The 18,182-nt window shown below is 66.8% G+C and carries 16 protein-coding genes; 8 read left to right on the top strand and 8 right to left on the bottom strand.

The window, feature by feature from the left end; genetic code table 11:
- Positions 1-610 precede the first annotated feature (610 nt).
- The 4 genes from AB1A62_RS16555 to AB1A62_RS16540 all read right to left on the bottom strand — a co-directional run bounded on the left by AB1A62_RS16555 (position 611) and on the right by AB1A62_RS16540 (position 4,680).
- The gene (locus AB1A62_RS16555) at positions 611-1,384 is read right to left on the bottom strand and encodes a 5-oxoprolinase subunit PxpA (RefSeq protein ID WP_366662566.1); all 774 of its coding nucleotides are present in this window, start codon (positions 1,382-1,384) and stop codon (positions 611-613) included.
- Positions 1,381-2,412: an urea amidolyase gene (locus AB1A62_RS16550; protein ID WP_366662565.1), complete on the bottom strand. Its 1,032-nt coding sequence runs from the start codon at positions 2,410-2,412 to the stop codon at positions 1,381-1,383. Before AB1A62_RS16550 ends, AB1A62_RS16555 begins: the two co-directional genes overlap by 4 nt.
- Entirely contained in the window at positions 2,409-3,161 is a 753-nt protein-coding gene (locus AB1A62_RS16545) for a carboxyltransferase domain-containing protein (RefSeq protein ID WP_366662564.1), read from the bottom strand. Before AB1A62_RS16545 ends, AB1A62_RS16550 begins: the two co-directional genes overlap by 4 nt.
- A 109-nt stretch (positions 3,162-3,270) precedes the next feature.
- Entirely contained in the window at positions 3,271-4,680 is a 1,410-nt protein-coding gene (locus AB1A62_RS16540; protein ID WP_366662563.1) for a methyl-accepting chemotaxis protein, read from the bottom strand.
- Between the two features lie 467 nt (positions 4,681-5,147).
- Here AB1A62_RS16540 and AB1A62_RS16535 point away from each other — a divergent pair, with 467 nt between their 5' ends.
- Positions 5,148-6,623, top strand: coding sequence for a PAS domain S-box protein (locus tag AB1A62_RS16535; RefSeq protein ID WP_366662562.1), 1,476 nt, complete (start codon positions 5,148-5,150; stop codon positions 6,621-6,623).
- Between the two features lies 1 nt (position 6,624).
- Complete coding sequence (locus AB1A62_RS16530; protein WP_366662561.1) at positions 6,625-7,086, top strand: response regulator; 462 nt, start codon at positions 6,625-6,627, stop codon at positions 7,084-7,086.
- Positions 7,087-7,128: 42 nt separating this feature from the next.
- Here the strand turns inward: AB1A62_RS16530 and AB1A62_RS16525 are convergent, their stop codons facing one another.
- Both AB1A62_RS16525 and AB1A62_RS16520 read right to left on the bottom strand, forming a co-directional pair.
- Positions 7,129-7,770 carry an alpha/beta family hydrolase gene (locus tag AB1A62_RS16525; RefSeq protein WP_366662560.1) on the bottom strand — a complete coding sequence of 214 codons (642 nt, stop codon included), beginning with the start codon at positions 7,768-7,770 and terminating at the stop codon, positions 7,129-7,131.
- Between the two features lie 115 nt (positions 7,771-7,885).
- Positions 7,886-9,943 (bottom strand): EAL domain-containing protein, encoded by a 2,058-nt coding sequence (locus AB1A62_RS16520; RefSeq protein WP_366662559.1) that lies wholly within the window; start codon positions 9,941-9,943, stop codon positions 7,886-7,888.
- Between the two features lie 329 nt (positions 9,944-10,272).
- Between AB1A62_RS16520 and AB1A62_RS16515 the strand changes: the two genes are divergently transcribed.
- Genes AB1A62_RS16515 through AB1A62_RS16500 form a run of 4 tightly spaced genes read left to right on the top strand, consistent with a single transcriptional unit; the run spans position 10,273 to position 14,131 of the window.
- Positions 10,273-10,890 carry a paraquat-inducible protein A gene (locus AB1A62_RS16515; RefSeq protein ID WP_366662558.1) on the top strand — a complete coding sequence of 206 codons (618 nt, stop codon included), beginning with the start codon at positions 10,273-10,275 and terminating at the stop codon, positions 10,888-10,890.
- Positions 10,857-11,501, top strand: coding sequence for a paraquat-inducible protein A (locus AB1A62_RS16510; protein ID WP_366662557.1), 645 nt, complete (start codon positions 10,857-10,859; stop codon positions 11,499-11,501). The genes AB1A62_RS16515 and AB1A62_RS16510 overlap by 34 nt, the downstream gene beginning before the upstream one ends.
- On the top strand, positions 11,488-13,572 hold the full coding sequence (locus AB1A62_RS16505) for an MlaD family protein (protein WP_366662556.1): 2,085 nt from the start codon (positions 11,488-11,490) through the stop codon (positions 13,570-13,572). Before AB1A62_RS16510 ends, AB1A62_RS16505 begins: the two co-directional genes overlap by 14 nt.
- Before the next feature lies 1 nt (position 13,573).
- Complete coding sequence (locus AB1A62_RS16500; protein WP_366662555.1) at positions 13,574-14,131, top strand: PqiC family protein; 558 nt, start codon at positions 13,574-13,576, stop codon at positions 14,129-14,131.
- A gap of 136 nt (positions 14,132-14,267) precedes the next feature.
- Here AB1A62_RS16500 and AB1A62_RS16495 read toward each other — a convergent pair whose 3' ends face one another.
- Positions 14,268-14,579: an ETC complex I subunit gene (locus AB1A62_RS16495; protein WP_366662554.1), complete on the bottom strand. Its 312-nt coding sequence runs from the start codon at positions 14,577-14,579 to the stop codon at positions 14,268-14,270.
- An 81-nt stretch (positions 14,580-14,660) separates the two neighbouring features.
- The gene (locus AB1A62_RS16490) at positions 14,661-15,347 is read right to left on the bottom strand and encodes a glutathione S-transferase family protein (RefSeq protein ID WP_366662553.1); all 687 of its coding nucleotides are present in this window, start codon (positions 15,345-15,347) and stop codon (positions 14,661-14,663) included.
- 85 nt (positions 15,348-15,432) lie between these two features.
- On the opposite strand from AB1A62_RS16490, the gene AB1A62_RS16485 reads away from it, so the two are divergent.
- A complete protein-coding gene (locus tag AB1A62_RS16485; protein ID WP_366662552.1) occupies positions 15,433-15,882 on the top strand; it encodes a MarR family winged helix-turn-helix transcriptional regulator in 450 nt (149 codons plus the stop codon).
- An 87-nt stretch (positions 15,883-15,969) separates the two neighbouring features.
- Positions 15,970-18,168: an excinuclease ABC subunit UvrB gene (uvrB, locus tag AB1A62_RS16480; protein ID WP_366662551.1), complete on the top strand. Its 2,199-nt coding sequence runs from the start codon at positions 15,970-15,972 to the stop codon at positions 18,166-18,168.
- Positions 18,169-18,182: the final 14 nt, after the last annotated feature.

Raw genomic sequence — 18,182 nt, 5'->3', positions numbered from 1 at the left:
CAAACAGTGAAGCTGACACTGCATCATCGGACCTAAATCCTAGCAGCGCGATATGCATCGGCTGATCCATCGAAATGAACCAAACCGCCCGCATATCTCTTCAGTATTCCATCAATGTCAAAGAGCATCACCTCTGAGAGACAACAATCCCGGCTGCGCTCCAATCTCTTGCTGCGCCGCCGTTCCAGCTAACCCTCGGTGGTGACCGTCAGCGCCTCAGCGCCGCCGGTGAGGGGTGTTCTATGGTTAGCGCCGGAGAGTCGCAACCCCTTTTTTGAAGTTTCTATGACTTTTTGCTTACGGCAGCAAAAACTATATAATTTTCAGCCTGTTAGCACCATGCAAAAGCTGCGCGCGCGACGGGGAAACGGGCTTTCAGCGGGCCGGGAGAGAACAGGCAGAACCGCCCTTCGATCGCACCCCACTAGATGTTGGGGGTGCACCCCGTGAGATATACAAGCCAGGCAGTTTCCAGCGAGTCGGCAGGAATCGAATCCGATGGCGCAAGCGCCGCGATTCCCGGGGTTTTCCCGGCCTGCGGCCCAAAAACCTGCCTCAGCCCCTGCTCCCCCTCAAATCCTGCTCCCCGAAGTGCGCCCCCTGCCGCGCCTCAGTCCCGGCGGCCGGGGAATTGCCGGATGGCGATCCCGCCTGCGGTCAGGCTGCTGCGGACGGAGGCTGCGAGTTCCACTGCCTCGGCTGTATCACCGTGCAGGCAGATGGTGTCGATCGCCGCCGGGATGCGTTTGCCGCTTTCGGTGATGATCGCCCCTTCCTGCACCATTTGCAGGATGCGCGGCCCGGCCAGGTCCGGATCGTGGATCACCGCCCCCGGCAGCGACCGGTCGACCAGGGTGCCGTCGTCGTTATAGACGCGGTCGGCAAAGATCTCGCCGCACCAGTTGCAGCCCAGCTCGCGCACCACCTCCTCCATGGCGGTTGCGGCCAGCACCATGATGATGATCTCCGGGTCCACATCCAGAGCCGCCTGATAACAGGCCCGCGCCATCGCGTGGTCGACGCAGGCCATGTTCGAAAGCGCGCCATGCAGCTTCAGGTGCCGCACCCGGGTGCCGGCGGCCTGGGCCATGCCCCGGGCGGCGCCCAGCTGATAGCGGATCATATTGGCCAGGGTGCCATGCGGCACCTGCATCTTGCGGCGGCCGAACCCCTGCAGGTCCATAAAGCCGGGGTGGGCGCCGATGCCGACTCCGTTGTCCCGTGCCAGCGCCATGGTCCGCGCCATCACATCCGGGTCGCCCGCGTGAAAGCCGCAGGCGATATTGGCGGAGGAGACGATGCCCAGAAGCGCGGCGTCATCGCCCATGTTCCAGGGGCCGAAGCTTTCGCCCATATCGGCGTTCAGGTCGACAGTCTTGGTCATGCGCTTTCTCCCGTCGCAAAAGGGTCCGCCTCCGCCGAGACGGCCCCGCTGATCAATTGATAGGACAACAGGTCCCGGACCGCCTGCGGATCCCGCACCAGCGGGCGGCAGGCAGCGGGCAGTCCCTTCAGTGTTTTTTCGAACTTCGCCTGGATCCCCAGCCCGTCCTCCAGGCTGATCCAGCGGAAGCGCAGCGCCGCCCCCGCCTGCGCCTGCGCCACCCTGGGCAGATCGCAGGGCAGCACGGTGCCGATCCGCGGGTAGCCGCCGGTGGTCTGGCATTCGCGCAGCAGCACAAAGGGCTTGCCGTCGCCGGTCATCTGCACGTCGCCGGGCAGGATCACCTCGGACAGTATGTTGAGCTGCCCTTCGGCGGCGAACCCCTCTCCGTCCGAGACCATTTCCACCCCCATCCGGTTGGCACGGCTGCCGCGGCAAAAGGCAGTGGCGGCAAAGCGGGCCCGGACGGGTTCGGGGAACAGGCGGGTCTGAAAGCTCTCTAAAATACGCAGCTCGCCGCCCTGGAACCGCTCCTCAGCCGCCAGCACCAGCCCGGTATCGCCGTTCCTGTCCGGCCCGGCGGGCAGCAGGTCTCCGGCCTCCGCCGCCCGGCCCAGCCCGGCCATCAGATGCACGGCGCGGGCGCCCAGCAGCGGTTCCGTGGCGATGCCGCCGCCCAGATGCAGATAGCCGTAGACGCCGGCGCTGGCAGCGCCGATGGTCAGGCGCTGGCCAGCCTCCATCCGGTGCGAGGCATTCCAGGCCAGCGCCTCGCCATCCAGTGCCGCCGCCATCGGCGCCCCGGTCAGCGCAATGCGCACGGGGCCAATGGCCTCGAACTCGCCGCCCATGCCGCCCATCTCCAGCGCCGCGAGGCCCGGGTCCTGCCGCAACAGCGCCGCGCCTTCGGCCAGAGCCAGCGGGTCAGCCGCTCCGCCCTGCGACACGCCCTGCCCCAGCAGCCCGGGACGGCCCGTATCCTGCACCGATGCGGCCGGGCCGATGCGGAGGATCCTGAGGCCGCTCATGCCGGGATCTCCGCGGCAGTGGCGCCGCCGCGCAGCGGATCGTCTTCGCAGAGCTTCAAAAAGTCCGGCCTGGACACCGGTTCAAACTGCATCTCATCGCCGGGACGCAGGGCAAAGGGCTGATCTGCATCCGCCTGGAACAGCGTCAGCCCGGTCTGGCCGACATGGCGCCAGCCGGTCGGCGCCGGGCTGGAAAACAGCACAAGCTGGCTGATCGCCTGCACCAGCGCGCCGCGCGGCACCATCGGGGTCAGTTCGGTCTGCCGCGGCAGGTTCCACTCCGGCCCCAGCGAGCCGAGGTAGGGCTGGCCGGGCGCAAAGCCGATGGTCAGCACCCGCACCCGTGCGGCGCCCAGGCTGTCGATGGCCTGCGCCTCGCTCATCCCGGCGGCATCGGCGGCCTCCGCCAGCTGCGGCGCCAGATCGGTGCCGTAAACCGTGGGCACCCGCCAGAACCGGCGCCCGGCGGGCAGCGGCGCCTGCAGCCAGTCCCGCGCCGCCAGCAGCTCCTGCAGCGCCGCCTCAATCCGTCCGTGCGGCAGAACGGAAGGCTCAAAACGGACAAACACCGAGGCCAGCGAGGCCATGGTCTCCGCCACGCCCTCCAGCGCCCGCGCCTCCACCGCGGTGCGGAACGCCAGCGCCGCCCGGTTGGAGGCCTCGCTCAGGCTGCCGCCGAAGCTGACCAGCATGCCGCTCAGCCCGGCGCGGCGGACCAGCGGATATGCAGCCGCATCCTGGCTGTCCATGTGTTCACCCCGTCATTTTGCGGCCAGCGTTGCGGCGCAGGCGGAGACTGTCAACACGTCAATTCAGGCAAACTCCGCGGCACCCGCGGACCGGCTGACGGCAGCCGCCTCAGAAGTCGTCCCTGCCCTGCGCCGCGGACAACCCGTCCTGCGCCGGCGCCGGTGCCGGGCGCTGAAAGGCGATCACCTCCGCCGACGGGGCAGCCGCCGGAGCCGCGGCTTCGCAACCGCTGAACTTGGACACCTCGCGGGTCAGCTGGCCGGAATCGGACGACAGCCGCCGGCTGGCGGCAGAGGCCTCCTCCACCATCGCTGCGTTCTGCTGGGTCACCTGATCCAGCTGCGAAACACCCTGATTGATCTCGCTCAGCGAGGCCGCCTGCTCCTTGGCGCCGGTGGCAATGCCGCTGATGTGGCTGGAGATGGTGCCGACGCTGTCGATGATCTGCTTCAGCTCGGCGCCGGTGCGGCCCACCAGATCGACCCCGCTGGCCACCTGCTGCTTGCTCTCGCTGATCAGCTGCTTGATCTCCCCGGCGGCCCCGGCAGAGCGCTGCGCCAGCGCCCGCACCTCAGAGGCCACAACCGCAAACCCGCGGCCCGCGTCGCCGGCGCGCGCCGCCTCGACCCCGGCGTTCAGCGCCAGCAGGTTGGTCTGAAAGGCGATGTCGTCGATCATGCCGATGATCTTGGCGATCTCCTCGGAGGACGTCTCGATCTTCGACATCGCCGCCACCGCGTCCCCGACAACCCGGCCGCTGCGCTCCGCCGCGGTCTTGGCCTCGCTGACGATGCCCTCCACCTTTTCCGCACCCTCCGCCGCGGAATGAACGGTTGAGGTCAGCTCCTCGATGGCTGCCGCGGTTTCCTCCAGCGTGGCGGCCTGGCTTTCGGTGCGCTGCGACAGGTCGCTGGCCGATCGCGAAATATCATCCGCGGTGCGCCCCACCGCATCCGACACCCGGGTAACCGCGCCAATCGCCGTTTGCAGCTGTTCGGCAGAGCGGTTGAACGCTTCGCCCAGCGCCGCGATATCGGCCTGATCCGAGAGGGTGACCCGGACGCCCAGGTCGCCCTGGCTCATCGCCTCCAGCCCGCGGGCGATCTCCTGCAGGCCGCGGCGGCGCACGGTCACATCGGTCGCCACCTTCACCACCTGCACGACGGAGCCATCCGGCCCGGTGACAGGAGCATAGGTGGCCTGGATCCAGATGGTTTCCCCGGCCTTGGTCACCCGCGGGAACTGATCGGTGAACACCTTGCCTTTCGCCAGATCCTTCCAGAACGCCTTGTATTCCGCGCTGGCCGCTAGGTCCGGCGCCACGAACATCGAATGGTGCCTGCCAGCGATTTCCTCCAGGCTATAGCCCATTGCGGCCAGGAAATTGGCGTTGGCGGTCAGAATGCTGCCATCCGGTTCGAACAGGATCGTGGCCTGGGTGCGGTCAACCATACCGGCAATCATTTCAGCGTTGCTGGCCTGTTCTGCAGGCTTGGCCGACTTGGATCTGAAAAACATTCTGACTCTCCGCGCATTCGTGATTCTAAATTGCTGGCGAGAGACTGCCGCTAAAAAGACAGGAAACTCTTAACCGGGAACAGGCCTGCCTCGGCGCCCCTCCCAAGCCGGCGGAGCTGCCCGAACCGGTGCTGCCCTCCCCGCCGCAGCGCATCGGCGCCGGGCCTCCGTGAGGGCAGCATCAAAAATCGGGCAAAACCTGCCCTGACCGGAACCGGTTTACAGTTTGCTAACCGGCTTCAGGCCTTCTGCCCAGAGCTGCGTTGCGGGTTGCAAACCGTTGCAAATCGCCTTGACCAGCGTCACCGGCGCAATATCAAAAATGCAACTTTAAGTTGCATTTTTCTTGAAACAACGCACGAGGAATGTACCCTGACCGGACAGGCCGCCAGCCGGCTGCAAGCACTGCCATCCATCAGCAGCCGGGATTCTGACCGCCTGCACCGAACCAAGGGAACGCCCGCATTATGACATTTGCCCGGCAATCCGGCATCCACCATCGGCCTCGCTGGCGGATCCCGGCCGGCCAGCATGCCCAGGCCGCAGCCGCCCTGATGATCGCCGCCGGATTTCTGTTCGACTACCTGACCCCGCTGGGGGTTGCGGCCGGGCTGACCTACACCGGGGTTGTCCTCTGCGCCATCTGGGCGGAGAAGCCCGCCACCGCCTACGCCTATGCCGCGGCGGGATCCGTGCTGACAATTCTTGGCTATCTTCTGTTTCACCGGGCCGGCATCCATGAATGGATCGTTCTCACCAACAGGAGCCTGACAATCCTGGCGCTCTGGGCCTTTGCCTATGTTGTTTGCCGCCAGAAGACGATCATGGTCTCCCTGGAGCGCAAGCAGACAGAGCTGACGGCCATCCGCGACAACAGCGTCGAAGGGATGGTCACCATAGATCCGGAGGGCAGAATCCAGAGCTTCAACCGCGCCTGCCAGCGGATCTTCGGCTACAGCGCGGAGGAGGTGGCCGGCAAGAATGTCAGTATGCTGATGCCCGCTCCGTACCGGTCGGAACACGACGGCTACATCCGCGCCTATTTCGAGACCTGGCAGCCGAAATTCATCGGCGCCGGCCGCGACGTGCAGGGGCGGCGCAAGGATGGCAGCACCTTCCCGCTCAATGTCTCCGTCAGCGAGATCCGGGTCGGCGAGCATATCCTGTTCAGCGGCATTGTCCGCGATATCTCCGAACAGAAGCGCACTGAGGAGGAACGGGAGAAATTCATCGACGACCTCTCCCGGTCGAACCGGGACCTGGATGATTTTGCCTATGTCGCCTCCCACGATCTGCGGGCGCCCTTGCGGGTGATCGACAATGCCTCCAGCTGGCTGGAGGAGGACCTGGCGGAAATCCTGGATGAAGACAGCCGGGAAAACCTGCAGCTGCTCCGCTCCCGGGTGTCGCGGATGGACCAGCTGCTGGACGACCTGCTTGAATATTCCCGGATCGGGCGCAAGACCGACCACCGCTATCAGCAGCTCACGCCCGGCAACGATCTGATGCAAGAGGTGCTGATGCTGATTGATCAGCCCGCGGGCTTCGCGATCCGCATCGACCCGGCGTTCGAGAGCATCCAGCTGGTGAACATGCCGCTGAAACAGATCTTCGCCAACCTGATCTCCAACGCCATCAAGCACAGTGAAACCGGCACCGGCGCGGTGGACGTGACGCTGCAGGACGCGGGCAGCCACTGGGTCTTCTCAGTGGCGGATGACGGTCCCGGCATCGAACCCAAATACCACGAGAAGATCTTCAAGATGTTCCAGACGCTGCAGTCGCGGGACCAGGTTGAAGGCAGCGGCATGGGCCTGTCCATCGTTCAGAAACACGTGCAGCAGGCGGGCGGCACGATCTCTCTCCAGTCCGCCCCGGGGGAGGGCTGCGATTTCCGCTTCACCTGGCCCAAGCATGAGCCCGCCGCAAAGGGAGGCAGCTGACATGGCGCATGGCACCGGCATCCCCTTCTCCCGGACAGAGCTGAAGATCCTGCTTGTCGATGACGATGACGGAGACGCCAAGGCGGTACGGCGCGCCTTCCGCAAAGCCAATATCGCAAATGAAATCACAAGGGCCGTTGACGGCATCGACGCGCTCGACATTCTCCGCGGCACCGGCGGCAAGGACAGGATCACGCCGCCCTACGTGCTGCTGGCCGATATCAACATGCCGCGGATGAACGGCTTCTCCCTGGTCGGGGAAATGCGCAGCGACCCCGACCTGCACAAGTCGGTGGTGTTTTTCCTGACCACCTCCAGCGACCAGCAGGACATCGCGGCCGCCTACAGCCTGAACGCCGCAGGCTATATCGCCAAGGAGACCGCCGGGCGCGACTTCCTGCAGCTCGTCACCATGATGGACCGCTACTGGCGGATCATCGAACCGCCCGCGCCGGGATTCTGAGCCGCCGGCGTCCGGCCCCGCGCCCGGGCCTGCCAACAGCCTCTATGCCAGCCCCTTGGCCCAATCGCCGACCGCGGCGCAGGCCGCGTCCAGATTGTGCTCCTGCCCGAAGCCGGTCACGGTCTTACGCGGTTTCAGATCATGGTCCCCGTCCTCCAGCCAGCACAGCCTGATCGCCGGAGACAGCGCGTACCCCTGTACCTCCTGCAGCGCGCCGAAAGGGTCGCGGCTGCCCTGGCAGATCAGCGCGGGTGTTTCCAGCCCCTCCAGATGCGCAGTCCGCAGGCGCTCCGGCTTGCCAGCCGGGTGAAACGGGTAGCCAAGGCACAGCAGGCCGCAGATGCGCCCGCCGGCGAGCAGCTCGTCAGCAATCAGGCTCGCCACCCGGCCGCCCATGGATTTGCCGCCGATGACCAGCGGCCCGTCGCAGGCAAGGCTGCTGACGGCGGCCAGAAACTCCGCCTGCAGTTTCTCAGCCTTTGGCGGCGGCCGCTTCGGCCCGCCGCTGCGGCGGGCGGCCATATAGGAAAACTCGAACCGCGCCACCCGCAGCCCCTGGCCGGCAAGACCGGATGCAATGGCCGACATGAACGGCGTGTCCATGGGGGCGCCCGCACCATGCGCCAGCAGCACCGTCGGGCAGCCATCGCCGCCACCGTCCAAAAGAAAGGAAATATCCGTCAAACCCGTGCTCTCCCAAACCGCCCGGCAGGCAGGTTAGCAGCTTGCAGCCTGCGCTTCATCCCCTCCGGCGGCTCCGGCCGCCGGGGCCTGCCCGCACGCCGGCCCCGGTGCGGCATCACGCCGAGTGTTTCCTGCCCGCCGCGCTCTGCCCGCAGGCAATCCGCCGCATTTCCTCCCGGTTCATCGGCATTCCGAAATAGAACCCCTGGACGGCACTGCATTTCTCCGCCTGCAGGAAGTTCAGCTCATCCTGCTTTTCCACTCCCTCGGCGAGCACCGGAATGTTCAGGGCCGACCCCAGCAGCAGCGTCGAACGGACAATTGCCGCGCTCTGCGCGTTCCTGTGCACATCCCTCACAAAGCTCTGGTCGATCTTGATCTTGTCAAAGGGGAAGGTCTGCAGGGTGGCCAGCGAGGAATAGCCGGTGCCGAAGTCATCCATCGCAATGCGGACGCCGTAGTCCTTCAGCTGATGCATGACTTTCAGGCTATGGGCCTGGTCGTCGATGATGCTGGATTCGGTGATTTCCAGCTCCAGCCGCTCGGGCGGCAGGCCGGTTTCCAGCAGAATGTCCATCACATCCTCGGCAAAGGACGGCTGCACCAGCTGCTGCGGCGCCACATTGACCGCCACCTGGAGCGGCCGCTCCCAGCCGGACGCCTCCTTGCAGGCCGCGCGCAGGACCCAATGCCCGATCTCCCGGATCAGGCCGGTCTCTTCGGCCACCGGAATGAACTCGCCCGGCCTCACCCGGCCGCGGATGGGATGGTTCCAGCGCAGCAGCACCTCAAAGCCGACCGGCTCCAGCGTGGTGATGTCATTCTGCAGCTGATAGGCCAGCTCAAACTGCCCCGCGGCGCAGGCCTGGCGCAGATCGTGGACCAGCTGCAGCTTCTCCCGGCTCTGACGGTTCATCTCTTCGCTGAACTGGCAGATCGCGCCAGCCGGATCGGACTTGGCCCGGTACATCGCCAGGTCGGACTTGTGCAGCAGCTCCAGCGGGTCGCGGCCCTCCTGCAGGCTGGCTGCCACCCCGATGGCCGCCCCCACCCGGACCGAGATGCCCTCCAGCTCGATCGGCTCGGTGACCGACGCCTGCAGGCGTTCGGCAAAGGCCAGCACCTGCTCGATCCGCCGGAACCCCTGCTTGACCGCAACAAACTCGTCGCCGCCCACGCGCGCGATGTGCTCATCCGGCCCCTGCTGGCGGGTCAGCCGCCGGGCCACGGCCTGCAGCACCTTGTCGCCCGCCGCGTGGCCATGCAGATCGTTCACCTCCTTGAACAGGTTCAGGTCGATGGTCAGCACCGCCGCACGCCCGGTCTTATCCTTGCGCATGCGCTCTGCCAGATCAGCCAGGAACTGCGTCAGCCACATCCGGTTGGGCATCCCGGTCAGCGGATCATGCAGCGCCGCGTGCGCCAGCATCCGGCGCGCTTCGCTTTCGGCATTTGCCTCGATGATGGCAGAGGCGAAACCAACCAGCAGGATCAGCCCCATGACCCCGGAAACCAGCATCCCCAGCACCGTCCCCGAGATCACCTCTTCGGGCACATCCAACGGCGGGCTGAGCTGGACATCGATGGCGCTCATGCCCGTGAGATGCATGCCGCAGATGGCACCCGTCAGCAGCACCGTGGCCAGCGTCCGGTTCCGCCTGCCCGGTCCCTGTCTGGCGGCAAACGCATACCCCCATGCGCCCAGCCCGACCCCGACCGCAAGCGACAGCACCTGGTAGCCAGGCTGCCACTGCAGTTCCCCAGGGATCAGATAGGCCTGCATGCCGGTGTAGTGCATCACGGCCACCGCCAAGCCGAACGCGCCCCCGGCCAGCAGGGCCGGATGCCGTCCGGCGCCAAAGGCCAGCACGGCATTGGCAGCCAGCACCCCCAGCACCGCCACCAGCAGCGACAGTCCGGTCAGCAGCGGTTCGTAGCCATGGTCAAATCCCGGTTCATAAGCCAGCATCGCAATGAAATGCGTCGCCCAGACCGTCGCCCCGGTGATCACGCCGGACAGCCCCAGCTGCACCAGCCGCTGCCGCCCCGTTGCGCCGTTCAGCCGGTTGATCAGGCGCACGTTCAGGCCGACCCCGGCAACACAGACCAGGGCGGCGACAGCCATAAGCCCGTAATTGTGCTGCTGCGTTATGCAATCCAGAATTCGGTACATCAAAATCTCCGGGCCGAGATACAGTGCTGCGGCCAGAATTCCGTCAAAAGCTTAAGGAATGGCGAAATCCGCAATCCGGGCGGTGCCGCCAGCACTCTGCATTTGCCGCAAATACCAGCGGATGCCCGCCGCCCTGCCAGCCCACGGGCACCGCCCCCGGCTGCCGGCACGTCCTGTGCCATTCTGCCCAACGCCGGGGCGCTCGCCCTGCTGTCCTGTAAAAAAACCGATTGAATTCCGGCCCTGCACGGCCTCAAGTGAGCAGCGATAGCACCAGCTGCTGCCGCAGGCGCGCAGCGGCTGGCCTGCGGGAACGGGAGACGAGTGCAATGGACTCTGAACAGCTGATTGCCTGCCCCACCTGCGATGTGCTGCACCGCGACCAGGACGTGCCGGCGCATTCGGTCGCCCGCTGCGCCCGCTGCGGCACGGTGCTGGCGGCACCCAAATCCGGCGCCATGACCCGGATCGCGATGCTGTCGCTGACCGCGCTGATCCTGCTGGCCGCCGCGGCCGTCTTTCCGTTTCTTGAGCTGAAGGCCCAGGGGCTGTCGCATCAGGCGTCGGTTCTGGATGCGGTGCTGGCCTTTTCGCAAGGGCCGATGGCGCCGCTGTCGCTGGCCACCGGCCTGCTGATCGTGCTGCTGCCCGCCGCGCGCTACGGCGCGCTGGTCTACACCCTGGCCCCGATGGCCCTGGGCTGGCACCCGGCGCCGCGGGCCGCCGCCGCCTACCGCTGGGCAGAGCGGCTGAAACCCTGGGCGATGGCCGAGATCTTCATCATCGGCGTGGCGGTGGCCCTGGTCAAAGTCTCCGGCCTGGCCAAGGTCGGGCTCGGCCCGGCCTTCTGGGCCTTTGCCGCCCTTCTGGTGGTGACCATTCTGACCGACAACGCGATTTGCAGGCTGACCGTATGGAAAACCCTCAGAACCCGCAGCGCTTCCTGACCGCCGCCGCAGCCGGGCTGGCCGGCTGCCGCGCCTGCGGCACCGCCAATCCCGGCGGCACCCGGATCTGCGCCTGCTGCGGCAGCCCGCTGCAAGCCGCCGCCCCGGGCAGCCTGCAGCGGGTCTGGGCCTGGCTGGCGGCCGGGATGATCGCCTATGTGCCCGCCAACCTCTACCCGATGCTGCGCACCACCACCTTCGGCCGCACGTCCGAGAACACCCTCATCGGCGGCATTGCCGAACTGTTCAGCCACGGCTCCTATGGCGTCGCGCTGATCGTGTTTCTGGCCTCCATCATGATCCCGGTCGCCAAGTTCCTCGCCATCGGCTACCTGGCGGTTTCGGTCCGCAGGCCCGCGGCCCTTGGCAGCCACGGCCGGCTGATGCTTTATGAAGTGGTTGAATTCATCGGGCGCTGGTCGATGATTGATGTCTTTGTGGTGGCAATCCTGACCGCCCTGGTGCAGCTGGATTTTGCCGCCGCCGTCGCCCCCGGCCTGGCGGCGGTCAGTTTTGCAATGTCGGTTGCCTTCACCATGCTGGCAGCCCAGAGTTTTGATCCGCGGCTGATCTGGACCGCAGATAGCGAGAATTTGGATGAGCACCCCTGACCCTGCCCGCATGAACATCTCCAGCCAGCGCCCCTCACCCTGGCGCAACCTGTCGCTGGTCTGGCTGGTGCCGCTGGCGGCGCTGCTGGTGTCGCTGGGGGTGGCGTGGAAAGCCTATTCCGACCGCGGCGTGCTGATCAGCATCAGCTTCGAAAACGCCTCCGGCATTGCCGCCAATGAAACCACCGTGCGCTACCGCGACGTGGTGATCGGCCGGGTCGAGAAGGTCGGCTTTTCCAGCGACCTCAGCAAGGTCTCCGTCCAAGCCCGCATCGACAAGGACATCGCCCCCTATCTGGATTCGGACGCCGCCTTCTGGGTGATCCGCCCGGAAGTGTCGGCGCGCGGCATCTCCGGCCTCAGCACCGTTCTGTCCGGCGTCTACATCGAGGGCAGCTGGGACCAGGACCCCGGCCTCCCGCAGACCGCGTTCGAGGGCGCCGACCGGGCGCCGCTGGCTCAGCCGGGCCGCGGCGGCCGCCGCATCACCCTGCGCACCGACGACGGCCGGATGATCTCCGAAGGCGCGCCGGTGCTGTTCCGCGGCATCGAGGTCGGCCGCCTGGAACAGCCGCGCCTGACCGTCAGCGGCGACAGCATCGTCGTCGATGCCTTCATCGAAGCCCCGCACGACCGCCGCATCAACTCCGCCACCCGGTTCTGGGACAGCTCCGGCTTCTCGGTCTCGATCGGGCCCAGCGGCCTGTCTCTGGACGTGGACAGCATCGCCTCGCTGGTGGCCGGCGGCATCGAATTCGGCTCCGTGTTCGACGGCGGCCAGCCGGTCGGGCCGGGCACCGTCTTCGACATCCACGCCGACGAGGCCGCCGCCCGCCGCACCGCCTTTGCCCGCACCCTGTCCGGCGGGGTTGCCGTCTCGGTCGCCTTCGACGAGTCGGTGGCGGGCCTGGCCAGCGGCGCCGCGGTCCAGCTGCGCGGCGTCAAGGTGGGCGAGGTCAGCAGCCTCAACGCCGCCATCCAAGGCGGCAACAACGAGGCCGAAGTGCGGCTGATCGCCAAACTGCTGCTTGAGCCTGCGCTGATGGGCCTGCCGCCAGGTTCCGGCGAGGCCGAGGCCCTTGATTTCCTGGAACAGGCGGTTGAGGGCGGCCTGCGCGCCCGGCTTGCCTCCGCCAGCCTGTTCAGCTCCGAGCTGATCGTCGAGCTGGTGACGCTGGAAGACGCGGCCCCCGCGCAGTTTGCCCGCAATGCCGAGCCGTTCCCGCAGCTGCCCAGCGCGCCCTCGGACCTGCCGGATTTCACCGCCACCGCCGAAGGCATGCTGGAACGCATCAACGCGCTGCCGGTCGAAGAGCTGATGGCGCAGGTCATCGCGACGCTGGAAAGCATCGAAAACCTGGCCTCCGCCGACAGCACCGTCCAGACCCCGGCGGCAGCGGTTGCCCTGCTGGAAGACGCCCGCGCCCTGGTGACCGATCCGGGCACCCGCGCGCTGCCCGGCGAATTGCACGCGGCCGTCACCGACCTGCGGGCCATGCTGACGGAGCTCCAGCAAAGCAAAGCGGCAGCCAAGCTGGCCGCGGCGCTGGACCAGGGCAGCCAGGCCGCCGCCAGCCTTGCCGCCGCATCCGAGGACCTGCCCGCGCTGGTCGCCGATTTCCGCGCCCTGGCGGCCAAGGCCAATTCCCTGGAAGCCGAAGAGCTGATCCGCTCCGCCAGCCAGCTGATGAACAGCGCCGATGCGCTGATCGGCACCGAGGGCGCCCGCGAGCTGCCCCCGGCGCTGACCGGCGCGCTGGAGGAAATGCGCGCCACGCTGGAGGAAATGCGCCAGGGCGGGCTGGTCGAAAACGCCAATGCCACCATGGCCTCGGCCCGCGGCGCCGCCGATGCCGTGGCCGCCGCCGCCGAGGGCCTGCCGGCGCTGTCTGCCCGGCTGGAACGGCTGGTGGCGCAATCCGAGGCGCTGATCGCCTCCTACGGCGCCCGCTCCAGCTTCAACTCCGAAACCCTGGACGCGCTGCGCGAGATCAGGACCGCCGCCCGCGCGGTCTCCCAGCTGGCCCGCAAGATCGAACGCGACCCGAATTCCCTGCTGTTTGGAAGATAAAATGATTAAAGCCCTGAAATTGCTGCTCCCCCTTGCCCTGCTGGCGGCCTGCGCCGGGGGCAACGATCCCCGCTATCTGATTTCTTCTGCCCCTGGCGAGAAGGGGACCAGCCTGCGCTCCCGCTCGATCGAGGTGCGGCTGGTCTCGCTGCCCTCCTACGCGGCCGCCGCCGACATCGTTGCCGAGGGCGAGGGCGGCGCGCTGTTTGCGCTTGGCGGCGCGCAATGGGCGGATGACCCGGCCCGCGGCATGACCGCCGCCCTGGCCCGCGGCCTCAGCGAACGCACCGGCGCCGCCGCGGCGATAGAGCCCTGGCCGCTGAACACCGGCCCGGACGCGCGGCTGGATGTGCGGGTGGATCAGGCCTATGCCCGCGCCGACGGGCTGTTTGAGCTCTCCGGCCAGTTCGCGGTCTCCTCGCCCGAGGGCACGGTGCGGGAGTTTGTGCAGCGCTTCGATATCACCACGCCGGTCGCAGGCGAAGGCGCCGCCGCCGCCGCCGATGCGCTGGCCCGGGCGCTGGCAGAGCTTGCCCGGCAGGTGTCGCAGGCCATGTAGCCCAGCCGCCGCGGCAGCCCAGGCCGCCCGGCGCGCAATGCCGCAGCCCCAGGAAACAGAAAAGGCGCCCATCGGGCGCCTTTTCTGTTTCCCCGCCGGGCCGGCAAGTCAGCAGCCCAGGCGATAGCGGCAAAAATCAGTGGGTCCAGGGACTGCGGCGGTTGGTGGCGAAGTTGTCGCCATAGCCGCCGGGGCGGATGTTGGCCTTGCGCTCCTTCGGCTCGACGACCACCGCGTCGATGCCGTGGTCCTCGGCATATTCCACCGCCGCTTCCTTGCTGTCGAACCGCAGCTTGACCTGCGCCTGGGTGTCGGTGGAGGAGGTCCAGCCCATCAGCGGGTCCACTTCCCGGGCCGAGGCAGGCGCAAACTCCAGCACCCATTTCCGCGTCTTGGCCATGCCGGATGTCATGGCGTTGCGTGCCGGCCGGTAAATCCGCGCTTGCATGGGCTGTCTCTCCTTGAGTCTCAATCCAGCGCTTTTATGCGCCGGATGCGGTTCTGCGGCAAGGTGGCATTTTGAGCAGGGTTATCCGGGTTTTGCAGCACCGCCACAGGCCGCCTGCGCCAGCCTCCCCAGATGCGATGGCCGCGCCGCCAGAAACGCCATCAGCCGCGCCGAATACCCCTCCGGCGGCGCCTGCCGCACCGACGGGCGGGCCGCAACCGCCGCCCGCCAGTCCGCCAGGCGCCCCTGCGCAGGCATCAGGGCAAAATCCCCGATCGCATCAAACGTATCGAAGTAGCGGAAGATGGTGCCCCAGACCCCGTCCACCATGTGAAAGTTCTCTCCGGCAAAGAACCGCCCCGCCACCTCCGGCGCGATCCGCTCCAGCCGCCCGCGCAGGGCTGCGGCCGCCTCGGCAAACGCCGCCTCATCCGGCGCATTGTACAGTTTGCCGATGGCCGCCAGCGTGTCCGAGCCGTATTCGATCCAGGCCCGGTGCCGCGCCCGCTCCAGCGGATCGGCGGGATGCAGGCTGCCAGGCGTGGTCTCATCCAGGTATTCCGCGATAACCTGGCTTTCGAACAGCACCCGCCCGCCGGTCTCCAGCACCGGCACCCGGCCCGTCGGCGACAGCACCCGGAACCAGTCAGGCTTGTCCGCAAGGTCGATATAGGTGCGGCGGTGCGGAATGGATTTCTCGCTCAGCACAATCACTGCCCGCTGCACATAGGGGCACAGGTGGTGGCTGATCAGATGCAGGTCGCTCATGGGATCCTCATTTAGATGCAGTTGCATTCACATCAGATAAGAGCCCCGTCTTGCATGTCAATGCACCTGCATCTAAATATCCCGCATGCAGACACCCGACCCTTTCGACATCTGGCTGCCGCTCGCCCGCGCCCACAAATCCATCCTCACCTCGGTGGAGACTGCGCTGAAGCAGGCGGGCCTGCCCGGGCTCGACTGGTACGACCTGCTGTGGGAGCTGGAATGCGCCGGCGATACGGGCCTGCGCCCCTTTGAGCTGCAGGAGAAGCTGCTGCTGCCGCAATACGGCGTCTCCCGGCTGGCGGACCGGCTGGCCAAGGCCGGATACCTCACCCGGCAGGAGTGCAGCGGCGACGGCCGCGGCCAGATCCTGCTGCTCACCGCCGCAGGCGCCGAGACCCGCGCGCAGATGTGGGCGGTTTACTCGGACGCCATGCAGCAGGCCGTCACCCCGCATTTCAGCCCGGGCGAGGCGCGGCGGCTGGCAGAGCTGCTGGGGAAGCTGCTGCGCCCCGCCCCTGCTGACAAAATCTGACACCATATCCCGGATTGGCCGCCAGCCCCCCTTGCACCGGAACAAAAACAGACCAAAATCGGCCCCAGCCGCCAACGGAGTCGCCTGATGCCCTATGCCCATTCCGACAAAACCATGCCGATGATGACCCAGCGCGCGCCGCAGCAGCGGCCCAAGCTGGAGGGCGGCAAGCGGTTCGTCATGAACACCACCTTCGATCCCGCGGGCGACCAGCCCACCGCGATCCAGGAACTGTCGCAGGGCGTGCTGGAGGGCGAGCGCAACCAGGTGCTGCTGGGCGCCACCGGCACCGGCAAGACCTTCACCATGGCCAAGGTGATCGAGGAGACCCAGCGCCCGGCGATCATCCTTGCCCCCAACAAGACATTGGCGGCCCAGCTCTACGGCGAATTCAAGGGCTTCTTCCCGGAGAACTCGGTCGAATACTTCGTCTCCTTCTACGACTACTACCAGCCGGAGGCCTATGTGCCGCGCTCGGACACGTACATCGAGAAGGAAAGCCAGATCAACGAGCAGATCGACCGGATGCGCCACTCCGCCACCCGCGCATTGCTGGAACGCGACGACGTGATCATCATCGCGTCTGTGTCCTGCATCTACGGCATCGGCTCGGTCGAAACCTACTCGGCGATGACCCAGGACCTGAAAGCGGGCGAGATGTACGACCAGCGCCAGATCATGGCCGATCTGGTCGCCCAGCAGTACAAGCGCAACGACCAGGCCTTCCTGCGCGGCTCCTTCCGGGTCCGCGGCGACACGCTGGAAATCTTCCCCGCCCACCTGGAAGACCGCGCCTGGAAACTTTCCTTCTTCGGCGAGGAGCTGGAGGCGATCACCGAATTCGACCCGCTCACCGGCGAAAAGACCGGCACTTTCGACCAGATCCGCGTCTATGCGAACTCCCACTACGTGACGCCCAAGCCCACCCTCAACCAGGCCGTGGTCTCCATCAAGGCGGAGCTGAAACAGCGCCTCGACCAGCTGGTGAACGACGGCAAGCTGCTGGAGGCGCAGCGCCTGGAGCAGCGCACCAACTTCGACCTCGAAATGCTGGAAGCGACGGGCCACTGCAACGGCATCGAAAACTACTCCCGCTACCTGACGGGCCGCGCCCCGGGCGAGCCGCCCCCGACCCTGTTCGAATTCATTCCCGACAACGCCATCGTCTTTGCCGACGAAAGCCACGTCTCCGTCCCGCAGATCGGCGGCATGTACCGCGGCGACCACCGGCGCAAGTTCACCCTGGCCGAACACGGCTTCCGCCTGCCGTCCTGCATGGACAACCGCCCGCTGAAGTTCGAGGAATGGGACGCCATGCGCCCGCAGTCGGTCTTTGTTTCCGCCACCCCCGCGGGCTGGGAGCTGGACCAGTCCGGCGGCGTCTTCACCGAACAGGTGATCCGCCCCACCGGCCTCTTGGACCCGGAGGTCGAAATCCGACCCGTCGGCATGCAGGTGGACGACCTCCTCGACGAGATCCGCAAAGTCACCGCCAACGGCTTCCGCACCCTGGTCACCACGCTGACCAAACGCATGGCCGAGGACCTGACGGAATACCTGCACGAACAGGGCATAAAGGTCCGCTACATGCACTCCGACATCGACACGCTGGAGCGGATCGAGATCCTGCGCGACCTGCGCCTCGGCGCCTTCGACGTGCTGATCGGCATCAACCTCCTGCGCGAGGGGCTCGACATCCCCGAATGCGGCCTCGTCGCCATTCTGGACGCCGACAAGGAGGGCTTCCTGCGCTCCGAGACCTCGCTGATCCAGACCATCGGCCGCGCCGCCCGCAACGCCGACGGCCGCGTCATCATGTATGCCGACAAGATCACCGGCTCGATGGAGCGCGCCATCGGCGAGACCAACCGCCGCCGCGAAAAACAGATCGCCTACAACCTCGAACACGGCATCACGCCCGAAACGGTCAAGAAAAACGTCGAGGACGTGCTGGCCGGCCTTTACGAGGGCGACGTGGACATGAACCGCGTCACCGCCCAGATCGGCAAGCCGATGCACGGCGCCAACCTGGAGGCGCATCTGTCGGGCCTGCGTGACGAGATGCGCAAGGCAGCGGAGAACCTGGAGTTCGAAGAAGCCGCCCGCCTGCGCGACGAGATCAAACGGCTGGAGGCGGTGGACCTCGCCATCTCCGACGACCCGCTGGCCCGGCAGTCGGCGGTGGAGGCAGCGTCCGAGGCGGCGGTCAAATCGCGGGGCCGGTCAACGGCCGGCAAGGCCGGGACGCGGGCCTATAGGGGGAAATCGCAGAAGAAGTTTTCGTGAGATATCGAAGTATG

Origin of the sequence: Leisingera sp. JC11 (assembly GCF_040704725.1) — a bacterium.
In the GTDB taxonomy this organism is placed as follows: Bacteria; Pseudomonadota; Alphaproteobacteria; order Rhodobacterales; family Rhodobacteraceae; genus Leisingera.
This window is presented reverse-complemented; position numbering and strand designations above follow the sequence as displayed.

What these genes read in the sequence shown, in the direction of transcription:
- AB1A62_RS16555 (WP_366662566.1), bottom strand. Translation starts at nt 1,384, where the DNA reads ATGACCAAGACTGTCGACCTGAACGCCGATATGGGCGAAAGCTTCGGC.
- AB1A62_RS16535 (WP_366662562.1), top strand. Translation starts at nt 5,148, where the DNA reads ATGACATTTGCCCGGCAATCCGGCATCCACCATCGGCCTCGCTGGCGG.
- AB1A62_RS16540 (WP_366662563.1), bottom strand. Translation starts at nt 4,680, where the DNA reads ATGTTTTTCAGATCCAAGTCGGCCAAGCCTGCAGAACAGGCCAGCAAC.
- AB1A62_RS16515 (WP_366662558.1), top strand. Translation starts at nt 10,273, where the DNA reads ATGGACTCTGAACAGCTGATTGCCTGCCCCACCTGCGATGTGCTGCAC.
- uvrB (WP_366662551.1), top strand. Translation starts at nt 15,970, where the DNA reads ATGCCCTATGCCCATTCCGACAAAACCATGCCGATGATGACCCAGCGC.
- AB1A62_RS16505 (WP_366662556.1), top strand. Translation starts at nt 11,488, where the DNA reads ATGAGCACCCCTGACCCTGCCCGCATGAACATCTCCAGCCAGCGCCCC.
- AB1A62_RS16495 (WP_366662554.1), bottom strand. Translation starts at nt 14,579, where the DNA reads ATGCAAGCGCGGATTTACCGGCCGGCACGCAACGCCATGACATCCGGC.
- AB1A62_RS16510 (WP_366662557.1), top strand. Translation starts at nt 10,857, where the DNA reads ATGGAAAACCCTCAGAACCCGCAGCGCTTCCTGACCGCCGCCGCAGCC.
- AB1A62_RS16530 (WP_366662561.1), top strand. Translation starts at nt 6,625, where the DNA reads ATGGCGCATGGCACCGGCATCCCCTTCTCCCGGACAGAGCTGAAGATC.
- AB1A62_RS16520 (WP_366662559.1), bottom strand. Translation starts at nt 9,943, where the DNA reads ATGTACCGAATTCTGGATTGCATAACGCAGCAGCACAATTACGGGCTT.
- AB1A62_RS16500 (WP_366662555.1), top strand. Translation starts at nt 13,574, where the DNA reads ATGATTAAAGCCCTGAAATTGCTGCTCCCCCTTGCCCTGCTGGCGGCC.
- AB1A62_RS16545 (WP_366662564.1), bottom strand. Translation starts at nt 3,161, where the DNA reads ATGGACAGCCAGGATGCGGCTGCATATCCGCTGGTCCGCCGCGCCGGG.
- AB1A62_RS16550 (WP_366662565.1), bottom strand. Translation starts at nt 2,412, where the DNA reads ATGAGCGGCCTCAGGATCCTCCGCATCGGCCCGGCCGCATCGGTGCAG.
- AB1A62_RS16485 (WP_366662552.1), top strand. Translation starts at nt 15,433, where the DNA reads ATGCAGACACCCGACCCTTTCGACATCTGGCTGCCGCTCGCCCGCGCC.
- AB1A62_RS16490 (WP_366662553.1), bottom strand. Translation starts at nt 15,347, where the DNA reads ATGAGCGACCTGCATCTGATCAGCCACCACCTGTGCCCCTATGTGCAG.